14 protein-coding genes are annotated in these 14,517 nt (G+C 31.7%); 7 read left to right on the forward strand and 7 right to left on the reverse strand.

The window, feature by feature from the left end; translation table 11 throughout:
* Window positions 1–4 precede the first annotated feature (4 nt).
* On the reverse strand, window positions 5–1,030 hold the full coding sequence (locus tag B8063_RS05075) for a quaternary amine ABC transporter ATP-binding protein (RefSeq protein ID WP_085070129.1): 1,026 nt from the start codon (window positions 1,028–1,030) through the stop codon (window positions 5–7).
* Window positions 1,031–1,210: 180 nt separating this feature from the next.
* On the opposite strand from B8063_RS05075, the gene B8063_RS05080 reads away from it, so the two are divergent.
* Complete coding sequence (locus B8063_RS05080; RefSeq protein WP_085070131.1) at window positions 1,211–2,338, forward strand: TauD/TfdA family dioxygenase; 1,128 nt, start codon at window positions 1,211–1,213, stop codon at window positions 2,336–2,338.
* Here the strand turns inward: B8063_RS05080 and B8063_RS05085 are convergent.
* From B8063_RS05085 to B8063_RS05095, 3 genes are read right to left on the reverse strand one after another with little or no spacing between them, the layout of a single operon-like run.
* Window positions 2,335–2,976, reverse strand: a complete 642-nt coding sequence (locus B8063_RS05085; protein ID WP_085070133.1) for a glycerophosphodiester phosphodiesterase — start codon at window positions 2,974–2,976, stop codon at window positions 2,335–2,337. The two genes, B8063_RS05080 and B8063_RS05085, sit on opposite strands and share 4 nt — an antisense overlap.
* A gap of 18 nt (window positions 2,977–2,994) precedes the next feature.
* Window positions 2,995–3,936 (reverse strand): NAD(P)-dependent oxidoreductase, encoded by a 942-nt coding sequence (locus B8063_RS05090; RefSeq protein WP_085070135.1) that lies wholly within the window; start codon window positions 3,934–3,936, stop codon window positions 2,995–2,997.
* Window positions 3,937–3,938: 2 nt separating this feature from the next.
* Window positions 3,939–4,799, reverse strand: a complete 861-nt coding sequence (locus B8063_RS05095) for a DMT family transporter (RefSeq protein WP_085070137.1) — start codon at window positions 4,797–4,799, stop codon at window positions 3,939–3,941.
* 58 nt (window positions 4,800–4,857) lie between these two features.
* Here B8063_RS05095 and B8063_RS05100 point away from each other — a divergent pair, with 58 nt between their 5' ends.
* The 6 genes from B8063_RS05100 to B8063_RS05125 all read left to right on the forward strand — a co-directional run bounded on the left by B8063_RS05100 (window position 4,858) and on the right by B8063_RS05125 (window position 11,318).
* Window positions 4,858–5,604 (forward strand): maleate cis-trans isomerase family protein, encoded by a 747-nt coding sequence (locus B8063_RS05100; RefSeq protein WP_085070140.1) that lies wholly within the window; start codon window positions 4,858–4,860, stop codon window positions 5,602–5,604.
* On the forward strand, window positions 5,605–6,774 hold the full coding sequence (locus tag B8063_RS05105) for a M24 family metallopeptidase (protein ID WP_085070142.1): 1,170 nt from the start codon (window positions 5,605–5,607) through the stop codon (window positions 6,772–6,774).
* 44 nt (window positions 6,775–6,818) lie between these two features.
* The gene (locus tag B8063_RS05110; protein ID WP_075521588.1) at window positions 6,819–7,904 is read left to right on the forward strand and encodes an ABC transporter ATP-binding protein; all 1,086 of its coding nucleotides are present in this window, start codon (window positions 6,819–6,821) and stop codon (window positions 7,902–7,904) included.
* A 106-nt stretch (window positions 7,905–8,010) separates the two neighbouring features.
* Complete coding sequence (locus B8063_RS05115; RefSeq protein ID WP_085070143.1) at window positions 8,011–9,135, forward strand: extracellular solute-binding protein; 1,125 nt, start codon at window positions 8,011–8,013, stop codon at window positions 9,133–9,135.
* 63 nt (window positions 9,136–9,198) lie between these two features.
* Complete coding sequence (locus B8063_RS05120) at window positions 9,199–10,461, forward strand: ABC transporter permease (protein WP_075521586.1); 1,263 nt, start codon at window positions 9,199–9,201, stop codon at window positions 10,459–10,461.
* 2 nt (window positions 10,462–10,463) lie between these two features.
* Window positions 10,464–11,318, forward strand: a complete 855-nt coding sequence (locus B8063_RS05125) for an ABC transporter permease (protein ID WP_075521585.1) — start codon at window positions 10,464–10,466, stop codon at window positions 11,316–11,318.
* Window positions 11,319–11,326: 8 nt separating this feature from the next.
* Here B8063_RS05125 and B8063_RS05130 read toward each other — a convergent pair whose 3' ends face one another.
* Genes B8063_RS05130 through B8063_RS05140 form a run of 3 tightly spaced genes read right to left on the reverse strand, consistent with a single transcriptional unit; the run spans window position 11,327 to window position 14,507 of the window.
* The gene (locus B8063_RS05130; protein ID WP_085070145.1) at window positions 11,327–12,205 is read right to left on the reverse strand and encodes a branched-chain amino acid aminotransferase; all 879 of its coding nucleotides are present in this window, start codon (window positions 12,203–12,205) and stop codon (window positions 11,327–11,329) included.
* A gap of 5 nt (window positions 12,206–12,210) precedes the next feature.
* Window positions 12,211–13,335: a thiolase family protein gene (locus B8063_RS05135; RefSeq protein WP_085070147.1), complete on the reverse strand. Its 1,125-nt coding sequence runs from the start codon at window positions 13,333–13,335 to the stop codon at window positions 12,211–12,213.
* Window positions 13,336–13,361: 26 nt separating this feature from the next.
* Window positions 13,362–14,507 carry a dimethylsulfoniopropionate demethylase gene (locus B8063_RS05140; RefSeq protein WP_085070149.1) on the reverse strand — a complete coding sequence of 382 codons (1,146 nt, stop codon included), beginning with the start codon at window positions 14,505–14,507 and terminating at the stop codon, window positions 13,362–13,364.
* Window positions 14,508–14,517 lie beyond the last annotated feature (10 nt).

Genomic DNA, 14,517 nt, shown 5'->3' on the forward strand with positions numbered 1-14,517 from the left:
GATATTATGATCTAGTTAAAGATTTTTGCAATTCTTTATTTGTTATATATCCTTTAATATTTCCTTGTTTATCTACTACTTCACAATTTGCATTGGTACAAACTACTTGAGGTAAAAACTCCTCAATAAATTGATCTTCACCGACCTTAATAAGATTATTTTTATCAATTCCATTAACTTCATTAGCATTTTTCATAATTATTTTTGCTTTAAGAACTTTTGCTCTATTTACATCTTTAACAAATGCTTCAACATAATCATCAGCTGGGTTCATTACAATTTCAACAGGAGTTCCTACTTGAACAAGTTTTCCAGCATTTAAAATACCAATATGATCTCCTAATCTCAATGATTCATCTAAATCGTGAGTAATAAAAACTATTGTTTTTTTCAATTGAGCTTGAAGATCTAATAATTGTTTTTGCATATCACTTCGAATTAATGGATCTAATGCAGAAAATGCTTCATCCATTAGCATGATGTCTGTATCAGTTGCTAAAGCTCGCGCTAAACCAACTCGTTGTTGCATACCACCTGATAATTGATTTGGATATTGGTTTTCAAATCCACTTAAGCCTACAGCTTCTATTTTTTCCATTGCAACAGAATTTCTTTTTTCAGGATCAATGCCTTGCATTTCAAGTCCATAGCCAACGTTTTGCAAAACAGTTTTATGTGGGAACAAACCAAATCTTTGAAACACCATGCTCATTTTGTGTCTTCTAAATTCAATTAATTTTTCTTTATTAAGGCTCATAACATTTGTGCCCTCAACTAATATTTCACCATCGGTAGGATCGATTAGTCTATTTAAATGTCTTATAAGAGTTGATTTTCCTGAACCCGATAATCCCATACAAACAAAGGTTTCACCTTCCTCAATTTTTAATGAAACATTATCTAAGCCAACTGTATGTCCTGTTTTTTCTAGAATTTCATCTTTACCTGAGCCAGCTTTAACCATTTCCAAGACTTGATTAGGTTTTGGACCAAATATTTTATAAACGTTATTAATTTCTATTTTTGACATTATTTTTCGACATTTCTAACAGTTGGAGATCTCCTTTGTAAAGTTTCTTCGTATTTAAGATAGACTTTTATTCAGCATTATTAATTAATCTTTTTCCAAAATTTTGTAAAAAAATTCAAAAATTAAATTACAACTATTAATTGAATTGAAAACATTATAAGTTTAGTTAAATATTGGTCTATGCAGTCAATTTCTAAATTAGAAAAAAACTCAACTTATTTGAAAGTAGTTTGGAGTGATGGTGAGGAAAGTAAATTTAATTATTTATGGTTAAGAGATAACTGTCCTACTGCACACGATAAAGATTCAAGACATAGAATGTTCAACATTCTTGAAGTATCACAAAATATTAATCCAAAAAAATATAATGTAAGCTCGGATGGAAAACTTGAAATTGAATGGAGCGAGGGCGATCATACTAGTTACTATGATCCAAAATGGCTTAGAGAAAATTGTTATACAATCAAAAACAAAAAAAAATATATCTCACCTTACAAACTTTGGGATAGCTCATTAGAAAAAAATTTAGAAACAATTCAAATAGAACATGATGAAATTATTAATTCAGAAGCTGGATTAATAAAATGGTTAGAACTTTTACATTATACTGGAATTGCAATAGTTAAAAATGCACCTGTAGAAAAAAATTCAGGTTTAAAGGTTTTAAATAGAATTAGTCATACTAGAGAAACTTTTTTTAAAACTCCATTTGAGGTTATCAATATTCCAAAACCTAATAATTCAGCTTACACAGCGCACGCTCTAAGAAATCATATGGATTTACCTTGGTTTGAAAATCCACCAGGTTACCAATTTTTACATTGTTTGGTTAATTCTGCAAAAGGTGGAGACTCATCTGCTGTAGATGCTTTTGCAGTTGCAGATTATTTAAGAAATAACGAAAAAGATATATTTGATATTTTAGTTAATACACCTCTAAAATTTAGAGATAAAGATTATACTCAAGAAGCAATTAGAAGTGTTCATGGAACTGCAATATCTCTTACTAAAGATGGAGATTATAATGATATCAGATATAGCATTGCAACGTTAGACGCTTTGGATTGTCATCCAGATCAAATGGATTCTGTTTATAAAGCTCATCACAGATTTGGTAATTTATTGCACGATCCTAAATTCCAAATTAATTTTAGGTTAGAACCAGGTGATATTTTTTCATTTAATAATAGAAGATTGCTTCATGGAAGAACTGAATTTGATCCAAATTCAGGACATAGACATCTTCAAGGTTATTATATGGATAGAGATGAAATTATTGGACGATTAAAATACCTAAAACAAAATTAAAGATTTTCAAATATAAGATTATTTTCTTTAGAGTACTTTTTAAATTCCGAACGTTTCTTTACAGTATAGAAATATTTATTTAATTTAATTTCATTTATTTTTTTATTTTTCAAATAGAATTTATCTAAAATTAAGCAATCAATTTTCTTGTTTTTTGATTTTTGAATTATTGACCGAGCACTATTTGGTGGAGAAAATGACAAACCTACTTTAGTTTTTTTATTTAATTTTAAAATATTAAAAATATTTTTATGTTTGAATGAAATAAATACACATTTCTTATATTTTTTAGTTTCATTTAATAGTTTCTTTATTTGCTTAATCGAAAAAGTTGGTTTTATCTCAATGAATAAAAAGTATTTATTTTTGGAGCTTTTTAAGAGTTCCTTAAGAAGAGGAACTGGTTTTCTTTGTTTTTCGCTGATATTTTTTATCTGCAAATAGCTTAAGTTTTTTACACTTTCTTTTCTTTTAAATATCCTTGTTAAAGTAAAATCATGAAAACAAATAAATTCATTATCTTTTGTTGCATGAATGTCTGTTTCAATTCCAAAACCCTTTTTAAAAGATTGCTCAAAAGATTTAAGAAGATTTTCGTGATATTTTTTACTGACTATTCCTCTATGAATTAAATGCATAAATCAGACATAAAGAATTTATATTTCATGACCTTTTTTCTCAGGCTCATTATCTACCAATTCTTCTGGAAATCCCTCAGCTCTAAAGTTTATTTGATTTATATCTTCCATTCTTTTCACAATCATAGATGACCAAGCTCTAGAGCCATATTTTTTTTGCCCATCTTTAAATATATCAACTATCTTTGGAGAAATTTCTAAAGAAGCATTTAGTTTTTTTGCTAACTCATCAAATAAACCCGTATCTTTTAAAACAAGATCCATTGTAAAATTTATATTATAGGAGCCATTTAAAATTACCTGGCTTTCAGTTTCATGAACAAAAGAATTGCCAGATGAAACTGCTATACCTTTATATGCTTTTGTTAAATCTAAATTTGATTTTTTAGCAACAGTCCATGCCTCACCTAACGCAACTAAATGGACAGATGCCAAATAATTGGTAATTACTTTTAAAACAGATGCACTGCCTAGTTCACCGGTATGTAAAATTTTTCTACCCATTACAGTTAAGGCAGGTAATATTTTATTAAAAGCTTCTCTTTCTCCCCCAACAAATATTGCAATATTTCCAGTTGCTGCTCTATGACATCCACCACTTACAGGACCATCTAAAGGAATAGCCTTATTTTCAATTACTTTTTGTCCTATTCTTTTAACTTCAGCCTCATCAGTGGTGCTCATTTCTAGCCAAATTTTGTTTTCAGATAATCCATTTAAAATCCCATCACTTCCTTCCATAACTTCTGAGCATATTTCTGGTGATGGCAAACAAGTTATAATTAAATCAACTTTTTCTGCTAGTTCTTTAGCGGTATTTGCAAACTTAGCTCCTTGCTCAACAAAAGGTTTTGTTAAATTTTCGTCTAAATCTCTAACTGTTAAATCGAATTTATTTCTTAACAAACTTCCAGCAAGTTTCCCCCCAACATTTCCTAAACCAATAAAACCTACCTTCATAATTAAACCTCACCTTTCTTTTTATATAAAATCATTATTACTCCTAAAATTATAACAGTTCCGCCTATAAATAGTTCTGTTGTTGGCTTTTCACCAAGCAGAAAAATTGCTGCAAGCAAACCAGTTGGTGGAATACCCATAGTTACAATTGGAAGAACTTTGTACAACGGATTATTTTTTAATACATAATAGAAACAACCATAAGTTACTGGCTGCATGATAAAACCAATATAAAATGCAATCATCCAATGATTAAATTTAGCTGTTGTTAAATGATCGATAGTATTCCCCTCAATTATTGTTGATAAAAAAATTAAAGTCGGGCCCGAAAATAATGCAAGCCAGGCTACTAGTGCTAATGGATTAATTTCTTTACTTAACGGTTTGACAATAACTTGACCCAGTGCCCATATTGCTGAACCTAAAATTGTTAATCCTATACCAAAATATTTTCCATCTAGATTTGGAGATCCTGTTAAAATGTAAACCCCAATAAACGCAATTCCAATTCCAACTATTGCTCTAACAGTTGGTTTTTCTTTGAGCATAAAATAAGCAAAAATAACACCAAATGGGACTTCTGTTTGAACCAACAGCACAGCAGCAGATGCATCAATATAATTAAGACCAGTATAAGTGATACTGTATTGCAAAGTATTAGCGATAAAAGAAGCTATAAATATTTTTTTTAAATATCCTTTTGGTATTGGAAACCACCAAATTAAAATGGAAGCTGCAAATATAAATCTTATTCCCATTAATAATACTGGGGGAAAAGATTCAAATGCTGGTTTAGCAATTACAAAACCAAAGCCTAAAAAAATTGGTACCAGAGATGCAACTAGAGTATCTTTTAAATTCATATAGTTTTTAAATATTAATGATAATTAAAGAACTTATGGTATATTCACCTTTTAAAATATGAATTCAACAAAAATAGAACCAAAGTACATTACCAAATCAAACCCAAGAGTTGGTCTAATTGCACTCGCAAGTGATTTTATGATTGAGAGGGATTTCATAAATGTAATTAAAGATCGAGAAATTGATTTCTTTGTTAATCGTATTGAATGTTACAATCCACTTACAAAAGAAAATTTAATTAAAATGTCTAATAAAGTAACCGAGGTTACAAAGGATATTTTACCCGAACAAGATATCGATTGTGTAGTTTATGGGTGCACTTCTGGTACTATTGCAGCAGGATATAATTCCATAAAGCAAAAGGTAAAGGCTGCAAAACCAATGGCTGAGGTTACAACACCTAGTACTGCAGCTATTAAAGCATTAAAAAAATTAAATATTAAAAAACTTTGTATTTTTACACCTTATAGCAAAAAACTTAACAATGAAGTTGTGGAATATTTTAAATCTGAAGGATTTGAAATTACCTCAAACTCTTATTTTGATATTGAAGCAGATTACGACATAGGCAAAGTTGATCAAAATTATCTCTATGATGTTTTATCTAAATTAGATCTTAATGGAGCAGATGCATTATTTGTGTCCTGCACTGCCTTACCTGTTTTACCAATAATAGATAAATTAGAAAAAAATTTACAAACTACTGTGTTATCAAGCAACCAGGCTTTGATTTGGGACACCTTAGTTCAAATCAAAAAAAATAATTCAGTAGAGGGGTTTGGAAAATTATTCCAAACTAATTAGATGCTCTTTTCCAAAGAAGAATACAAACAAAGATTATATAAAGTTAAAAAGATGATGCAAGAAAAAGGTATCGATCTTTTAATTTCCCATGATACCAATAATATGAATTATTTAACAGGTTATGATGCTTGGTCTTTTTACTATGCCCAATGTGCAATCGTACACATAGATGCAGAAGAACCTCTGTGTTTTGTTAGAGCCCAAGATGCTGGAGGAGCTTACATAAAAACATATTTAAAAAATGAAAGTGTATTAGTTTATGATGAAAATTATATTCATAAATGGCCAAAACATCCTTACGATTATTTAGTAGAAATAATTAAAGAGAAAAATTGGGATAAACTTACAATTGGAGTTGAAATGGATGCCCACTATTTCACAGCGTTCTGTTATGAAAAATTAAAACAAGGATTACCCAACGCTAAAATTAAAGACAGTGATAGATTGGTAAATTGGGCAAGGTTCGTAAAATCTGATACCGAAATTAATTTTATGAAATCAGCTGCTAAAATATCTGAACTAGGCATGAAAACAGCAATGGAAATTATAAAACCAGGAGTAAGGCAATGTGATGCTGTTGGTGAAATACAAAAAACTTTATTTTATGGAACAGAGGAGTTTGGTGGTGAATATTCAAGTATTGCAACTTTACTTCCAACCGGAAAAGGAACTTCAGCTTCACATTTGACTGCAACTCAAGATAAATTTGTAGAAGGGGAGGCAACAATTGTTGAATTATCTGGAGTTTATAAAAGATACCATGCTCCAATGGCCAGAACCGTATTACTTGGAAAACCCAATCAATTAAAAATTGATACAATGAATAAAACAATAGAGGCGTTGAATGCAGGCATAAGCGTTATTAAAGCAGGTAACACTGCAGATGATGTTGCACAAGAATTTTGGAAAGTATTAGACAAATATGGAATAGAAAAAAAATCTAGAACTGGTTACTCAATTGGAATTGGTTATCCACCTGATTGGGGAGAGCATACATTAAATATATACAAAGGTGATATGACAGTTCTTGAACCAAATGTTTGTTTTCATATGATTGCTGTGATGCAGTTTGGTGATTGGGGGGTTGAAGCATCAGAGTCAATAAGAGTTACGGAGAATGGTTCTGAATTATTCTGCAATTTTCCAAAAGAACTACATATAAAGAGTTAATTAGCTATTGAAAATCATACCTACAAGTGTTTTAAATCCTGTTCATGTCTAAAAACCAAGAATTCGTTAAGTTCGACAAAGTAGATAAAAGTTACGATGGTAAAGTTTTAGTCGTTAAAGATCTTAATTTAGATATTGCTGAAGGAGAATTTATTACGATGCTTGGACCTTCTGGTTCAGGTAAAACAACATGTCTTATGATGTTAGCAGGATTTGAAACTCCAACTAACGGTGAAATTTATTTAGACGCTAATCCAATTTCCAATATTCCTCCACATAAAAGAGGTATAGGAATGGTATTTCAAAATTATGCATTATTTCCGCATATGACAGTTTATGAAAATTTAGCATTCCCACTAAAGGTTAGAAAAATTTCTAAAGACGATATAGATAAAAAAGTTGATAAAGCTTTATCAATGGTTTCGCTATCTGGATTTGAAAATAGAATGCCTGCACAGCTCTCAGGAGGTCAGCAACAAAGAGTTGCTGTTGCAAGAGCATTAGTTTTTGATCCAGCTGTTGTTTTGATGGATGAACCATTAGGTGCGTTAGACAAAAATTTAAGAGAAAGTATGCAATATGAAATTAAGCATATTCATGAAAGCATAGGTGTAACAGTTGTATATGTTACACATGATCAAAGTGAAGCTTTAACAATGTCAAATCGAATTGCAGTTTTTAATGATGGAAAAGTTCAGCAATTATCATCACCAGATAAATTATATGAAGAACCAGTAAATTCTTTTGTTGCAGAATTTATAGGAGAAAACAATACATTTGGTGGAGAAGTTGTCGATCTATCAAATGGATCGTGTAAAGTAAAATTAAGTCATGGAGAAATACTTGCAAATCCAATTTCAGTAAAATCAAAAGGGGATAGAACAACAGTTTCAATAAGACCAGAGAGAGCTTTAATAAATCCTGAAAACAAAATGGATAACAATCATGCTGGAACAATTGAAGAAGTAATTTATCATGGCGACCATACACGAGTTAGATTAAATTTATTGGGCAATTCTGAATTTATTTTAAAAGTTCCAAACAGTTCAAAAAATTTAGATATTAAACTTGGCAATAAAATTAATATTGGCTGGAATAGCCAGGATGCCAGAGCATTAGATCCAAAATAACTTTCACTTTATATATCGTAAAAATGAGCTGTTGACTTCATCAGCCCTATTTGTTGTACTTTTGGTTATATAAATTAATTTATATTAACGTTTAAACGGAGGAAAAATGAAAAAACTTAGTAAATTATTACTTGCGCTTTCTTTTGTTCTTTCAGTAACTACATCATCTTACGCAGTAACAGTTGCGTCTTGGGGTGGAGCTTATACTGAGTCTCAAAAGTTAGGGTACGGTGATCCTACTGCTAAAAAATTGGGTATCGAGATCAACTGGGTAGACTACTCAGGTGGATTATCTGAAATTAAAGCTCAAAAAGAAGCAGGAGCAATTACTTGGGATATTATAGACTTATTTGCATTCGATACTATTAACGGATGTGACGAAGGTTTATTTGTTGAATTTGATTTTGACAAAGACTTCCCAGCTGCTCCAGATGGAACACCTGCAAGTGAAGATTTTTTCACAGACATGCCTAGTAAATGTGCTGTAGGAAATATTTTATATTCTTGGAACTATGCTTACGACACAAGAGCTTGGGGTGGAAAAAAAGCTCCTAAAAAAATTAAGGACTTTTTTAATACTAAAAAATTCCCAGGCAAAAGAGCTATCTACAAAAGCGCTTTAACAAACTTAGAGATCGCTTTAGCTGCAGATGGTGTAAAAATGGGTAAAGGTGGAGCATTAATCTACAAGAGACTTGAAGAAGAAGGTGGAGTAGATAGAGCAATGAACAAGATCAAAAAACTTTGCACAGATCCAAATGGAGGATGTGTATTCTGGTCTGCTGGTGCTCAACCACCAGAACTATTAGTTGCTGGAGAAGTTGTTATGGCAACTGGCTGGAATGGAAGATTCTTTAACGCTGAAGTTGGAGAGAACGCGCCAATAGCACAAGTATGGGATGGTCAAGGTCTTGACTATGAGTATTTCGCACTTGTTAAAGGTGGTCCAGATGAAGCAAATGCTAAAAAAGCTTTAGCAATGATGACTAACACTGAAATGTTAGCTGGAAGTGCTAAATACATTGCATATGCTCCTTGGAGAAAATCTTCTCTAGATATCATCAAAGCAGGTGAGCCTTGGTACAAAGATGGTAAAACAGAAATGATGCCTCAAATGCCTACAGCTCCTGCTAATACTAAAAACTACTTCCTAGTTGATCCATTCTATTGGGCTGATAATGGCACTGAGATTGGTGAAAAATGGGAAGCAATGAAAGCAACTTTAAATTAAAAATTTAATTTAAAGAAAAATAAGATATATATTTAAGGGCGGTTTAATAGCCGCCCTTTTTTTATGAGCAGCGAAACACAACAGATTTTAACGACTGATGGTATTCCTCTTTCAGTAAGTTTGAAAAAAGCTGAAAGAAAAAATAAAATAAAAGCTTTTTTACTAGTCGTACCATTATTACTATTTTTAATTATTACTTACATCCTTCCCATTGGCGATATGTTTATGAGAAGCATAGACGATAAGATGGTAACAAACATGTTACCTAAAACATTTACTGCTATGGAAAAATGGGATGGTAAAGAAATGCCCCCAGAGGAGGTTTTCGCAGGATTTTATTCAGACTTTAAAATCTTAGTTCAGAATAAAGAACACGGAAAGTTAGCCCAAAGATTAAATAAAGAAAAAAATGGATTTAATTCGATTATTAAAAAACTATTTAGACAAGTTCAAAGAAACAAAATTGATGAGGGGCAAAGTATTAAAGAACAAATAATGAAAGTTCACAAAAGATGGAGAGATGTTGAATATTGGCAGGCGATAAAAAGAACAGCACCACCTTACACAACTGCAAAATATCTGAAAGGAATGGATATGTATTATGGTCCTGATGGAAATATCATGCAGGTTGAGGAGGACAGAAGAATACATAGAATTTTATGGTTAAGGACTTTAGAAATTGCTTTCTTTGTTACTTTATTCAGTTTTTTAATGGGCTATCCAATTGCACATTTGCTTGCAACATTGCCCATGAAGTACAGCAACCTTTTAATGATTTGTGTGTTGTTGCCGTTCTGGACTTCATTACTAGTAAGAACTGCAAGTTGGATGATTTTATTGCAACAGCAGGGGATAGTTAATGATTTCTTTGTAATGATAGGACTTGTTGCAGACGATAACAGGCCGGAGATGATGTATAATAAAGTAGGCACCTACGTTGCAATGACCCAGATTTTATTGCCATTTATGGTGCTTCCTCTTTATAGCGTTATGAAAACAATTTCACCAAGCTTAATGAGAGCTGGTAAATCTTTAGGTGGAACTCCGTTCGTTGCTTTTTGGAAAATATACTTTCCATTAACTATTCCAGGAATTGGAGCAGGTTGCTTATTAGTATTTATTCTTGCAATTGGGTATTACATAACTCCCGCATTAGTTGGAGGAGCCTCTGGAACATTGATTAGTAACCAAATTGCTTATCACATGAAGACAACATTAGATTGGAGTTTTGCATCTGCAATGGGACTAATGTTGCTAACAGGAGTTTTAGTTGTTTACTGGATATATAATAAATTAGTTGGAGTTGATAATATTAAATTAGGATAATTATGGCTTTACCAAAATACACAGAAACACGTTATAGAGTTTGGCATTATTCTTATTTGTTTATTTGTGCGTGTGTTTTTATATTTTTAATAGCACCATTATTTGTAATTTTTCCATTATCTTTTAATGCAGAAGAATTTTTAGTTTTCTCTGAAGGGATGAAAAATTTAGACCCAGATGCTTTTTCATTAAGATGGTATAAAGACATGATCTATGGAACTAAAAACCCATGGGGTCTAGCTGCAAAAAATAGTTTCATCATTGCAATTTTTGCAACGATAGGATCAATCATATTAGGAACTCTCGCTGCATTAGGTTTAAGCAGTAGATACATGCCTTATAAAGGAATTATCATGGCAACTTTAATTTCACCAATGATCGTTCCATTGATTATTTCTGGTGTTGCAATATTTTTCTTTATGGCAAAAGCTGGATTAGCTGCAACGCACACAGGAATAGTGCTAGCACATATTATTTTGGGAACACCATTTGTAGTAATAACAGTTACTGCAACTCTTACAGGTTTTGATCACAGTGTTACAAGAGCTGCTTCAAGTCTTGGAAGCAATCCTGTAAATACTTTTATGAAAATTACACTTCCATTAATTTTACCAGGTGTAATTTCAGGTGGATTATTTGCATTTGTTACATCTTTTGATGAAGTGGTGGTTGTATTGTTCCTTGCGGGTTTAGAAAATACCACAATTCCAATACAGATGTGGACTGGACTAAGAGAACAATTAAGCCCAACCATATTGGCGGTTGCAACTTGTTTAATTGTTTTATCAACTTTAATTCTTGTGAGTGCTGAACTTTTAAGACGAAGATCTGAGAGATTAAGAGGAATTAATAGATAAAATTTTAATTACTCTTTTCCAACTAATTTTTCATAACTGGAAGATAAATCTAAAATTAGATCACAAACTTCAAATTTGTGATCTTGAATACTTGCAATGGGAGTTATTTCAGCTGCCGTACCTGTAATAAAACATCCAGTAAAATTTTGTAATTCATCTGGTGAAATTTTTCTCTCATTAACTTTTATATTTTTAGACTTTGCAATATCAATTACTGTTTTTCTTGTAATACCATCTAAAAACGAGTCTGGTATTGGAGTATTTAATTCATTGTTTTTATCTTTAAAAAAAACATTTGCACTTGTTGCTTCTGCAATATTTCCTTCATGATCGAGCATCAAACTGTCTGTAAAACCTTTTTTTTCAGCCTCATGTTTGGACAATGTACAAATCATGTACAAACCTGCAGCTTTACTGTTCCAAGGAGATGAATTTTGTGGAGGTCTTTGCCATCTAGAAATATTTAACTTTATGCCTTTTTTCTTTAATTCTGGATCAAAATAGGCTGGCCAATCCCATATTGCTATTGCAACGTTTATCTTTGTTTTTTGTGCAGAAACACCCATCATCTCACTTCCTCTCCAAATAAAAGGTCTAATGTATCCATTTACTATATTTTGGTTTTCCACAAGTTCCCTTGTTGCAATATTCATCTCATCTTCTGAATAGGGAACGTTCATGTCCATGATATTTGCTGAGTGAAACAATCTTTTTGTGTGTTCCTCTAATTTAAATATTTTTTTATTATAAATTCGAATACCTTCAAAAACTAAACTTGCGTAATGCATTCCATGACTAATTACATGCACTTTGGTATCTTGCCATTCAACAAGTTCACCATTAAACCAAATTTTTCCAGATCGTTTATCGAATGGGATATGTTCCATTAATGTTACTGAACAGTTTCTATGATAGTAGCAATACCCATACCCAATCCTATACATTGGGTAGATAACGCGTATTTTTTATTTTCTCTGATCAACAGCTCAGATGCTTTACCTGTAATTCTTGATCCAGTTGCACCTAAGGGGTGACCTAAAGCTAGAGCACCACCATCTAAGTTTACTTTTTTAAGATCAATTCCTAAATCTTTTACACATGCAATTGATTGAGATGCAAAAGCTTCATTAATCTCGACAATATCGATTTTATCAATTGTTAAGTTTGCTCTTTGTAAAGCTTTTTTAGATGCACCAATTGGACCTAACCCCATATAATCTGGCTTACATCCTTCAACAGCAGTAGATACAATTCTACCTAAAATTTCTAAATTATTTTCTTTTGCGTAATTTTCTTCACATATTAAAACTGCAGATGCTCCATCTGTCAGTGGTGAAGAAGTTGCAGCTGTTACTGTACCTTCTTGATCAAAAGCTAATTTTAATACATCTAATTTTTCTTGTGTACTGTTCGGTCTTATATTTCCATCAACATCACAGTCACCAATTGGTACAATTTCATTTTTAAACTTTCCACTTGATTGAGCTTCATGTGCTTTTGTATGACTTTGAATTGCAAACTCTTGTTGTTCTTTTCTTGAAATATTATATTTTTTTGCAACATTTTCAGCAGTTGTACCCATTGAAAAATAAACATTAGGATTATCTTTGCCGTCATACGGATACGGTAAAGAGTCAAAACCAGTATTTACTCTAGTCATGCTTTCAACGCCTCCACAAATAAAAACTTTTCCTGAACCCATTGCAATCTTTCCAGCAGCAATGTGAATTGCTTCCATCGAGGATCCACACCATCTGTCTACAGTCATACCAGATGTTTGAATTTTCATATCTGTTAGAAACGTAACTAATTTTCCAATATTAAAACATTGTTCACCTACTTGAAATGCGCAACCAATTACAATATCTTCAATATCTTCTTTATTAATATTTGATTTAGCAACGAGACTTTTTACAACTTCTGCAAGCATGTTAACTGGCTTTACATCTATAAGCGCACCTTTTCTTGCCATTGTAAAAGGGGATCTTGAGTAACCTGCGATAACTGCTTTAAACATTTTTTTAAGTAAATTTTTATATATTTTTATTGAGGAAATGGCAAAGTGGTAATAGTTCCACTCTTTTTTTCTCCATTTAACATTTGGACAATAATATTTTCACCAATCTCCCAATAGTCTTTTAAAATCATGGATAAACCAATATTCTTTTTTATTCTAGGAGAGTAGATACCAGAAGTTATTTGTCCAATTTTTTTATTTTCATTAGACAAAACTGGTAATGGTTGACCAATTCCAGTTAAAGGCTCTCCATCAAATAATATTCCTCTAATTTTTTGCTTAACTCCATTTTTTTGAATTTTTTGCAGCGCTTCTTTTCCAATAAAATAATGATCATCTTCAGTTTTGCAATATTTATCTAAATTACATTCAAGAGGATTGTTTTCACTGGTGAAATCATTTCCATAAGACATTAGTCCTCCCTCAATTCTATCAATCAAGTTAGGACAACCAGGTGATATATTATATTTTTGACCAGCTTGCCATAAGGTCTTCCAAAGTTCCTCACCCATTTCAACACTATTAAAATGCTTATCATGAGTTTTAAAATATATTTCAAATCCATCTTGTTTACTGTAACCGGATCTTGCAATGATTTGTTTTGTTCCCATAAAATCCATAACTCTGTAATTAAAAAACTTTATTTTTTTAATATCTTCTCCAAAAACTGACACCATTAGATCCTCAGATTTTGGTCCCTGAATTGCTAGTGGGTATACATCTGGTTCTTCAATATTCACATCAAGGTTTAACCCTATCGCATATCCTTTTGCCCATAACAAAATGTCTGAATCTGCAATAGAGATCCAGAACATGTCATCATCTAGTTTTAACAATACAGGATCATTAATCATCCCTGCACTTTCATTTAGTATTGGAATATAAAAACATTTTCCGGTTTCCATTTTTTGAATTGAGCGAGGCGTTAATTTTTGAACAAGTTTAGATGCATCTGGTCCACTTATTTGAACTTGTCTTTGACAAGACACATCCCATATCTGAACATCTTTACTTAAATGCCAATAATCTGTTTCAACTGTATTTTTAAATCCCTTTGGAAGTAGCATGTGATTTACTACTGTAAAATCAGAAACTCCATGCTCTTCAACCATATTTGTGTAAGGAGTTCTTCTTATTCTTCGTGACATATTTAATTTAATATTTTTTGACATAGTTTTATGT

It is taken from the genome of Candidatus Pelagibacter sp. RS40, assembly GCF_002101295.1.
Classification (GTDB): domain Bacteria; phylum Pseudomonadota; class Alphaproteobacteria; order Pelagibacterales; family Pelagibacteraceae; genus Pelagibacter.

What these genes read in the sequence shown, in the direction of transcription:
- B8063_RS05075 (WP_085070129.1), bottom strand. Translation starts at nt 1,030, where the DNA reads ATGTCAAAAATAGAAATTAATAACGTTTATAAAATATTTGGTCCAAAA.
- B8063_RS05080 (WP_085070131.1), top strand. Translation starts at nt 1,211, where the DNA reads ATGCAGTCAATTTCTAAATTAGAAAAAAACTCAACTTATTTGAAAGTA.
- B8063_RS05085 (WP_085070133.1), bottom strand. Translation starts at nt 2,976, where the DNA reads ATGCATTTAATTCATAGAGGAATAGTCAGTAAAAAATATCACGAAAAT.
- B8063_RS05090 (WP_085070135.1), bottom strand. Translation starts at nt 3,936, where the DNA reads ATGAAGGTAGGTTTTATTGGTTTAGGAAATGTTGGGGGGAAACTTGCT.
- B8063_RS05095 (WP_085070137.1), bottom strand. Translation starts at nt 4,799, where the DNA reads ATGAATTTAAAAGATACTCTAGTTGCATCTCTGGTACCAATTTTTTTA.
- B8063_RS05100 (WP_085070140.1), top strand. Translation starts at nt 4,858, where the DNA reads ATGAATTCAACAAAAATAGAACCAAAGTACATTACCAAATCAAACCCA.
- B8063_RS05105 (WP_085070142.1), top strand. Translation starts at nt 5,605, where the DNA reads ATGCTCTTTTCCAAAGAAGAATACAAACAAAGATTATATAAAGTTAAA.
- B8063_RS05110 (WP_075521588.1), top strand. Translation starts at nt 6,819, where the DNA reads ATGTCTAAAAACCAAGAATTCGTTAAGTTCGACAAAGTAGATAAAAGT.
- B8063_RS05115 (WP_085070143.1), top strand. Translation starts at nt 8,011, where the DNA reads ATGAAAAAACTTAGTAAATTATTACTTGCGCTTTCTTTTGTTCTTTCA.
- B8063_RS05120 (WP_075521586.1), top strand. Translation starts at nt 9,199, where the DNA reads ATGAGCAGCGAAACACAACAGATTTTAACGACTGATGGTATTCCTCTT.
- B8063_RS05125 (WP_075521585.1), top strand. Translation starts at nt 10,464, where the DNA reads ATGGCTTTACCAAAATACACAGAAACACGTTATAGAGTTTGGCATTAT.
- B8063_RS05130 (WP_085070145.1), bottom strand. Translation starts at nt 12,205, where the DNA reads ATGGAACATATCCCATTCGATAAACGATCTGGAAAAATTTGGTTTAAT.
- B8063_RS05135 (WP_085070147.1), bottom strand. Translation starts at nt 13,335, where the DNA reads ATGTTTAAAGCAGTTATCGCAGGTTACTCAAGATCCCCTTTTACAATG.
- B8063_RS05140 (WP_085070149.1), bottom strand. Translation starts at nt 14,507, where the DNA reads ATGTCAAAAAATATTAAATTAAATATGTCACGAAGAATAAGAAGAACT.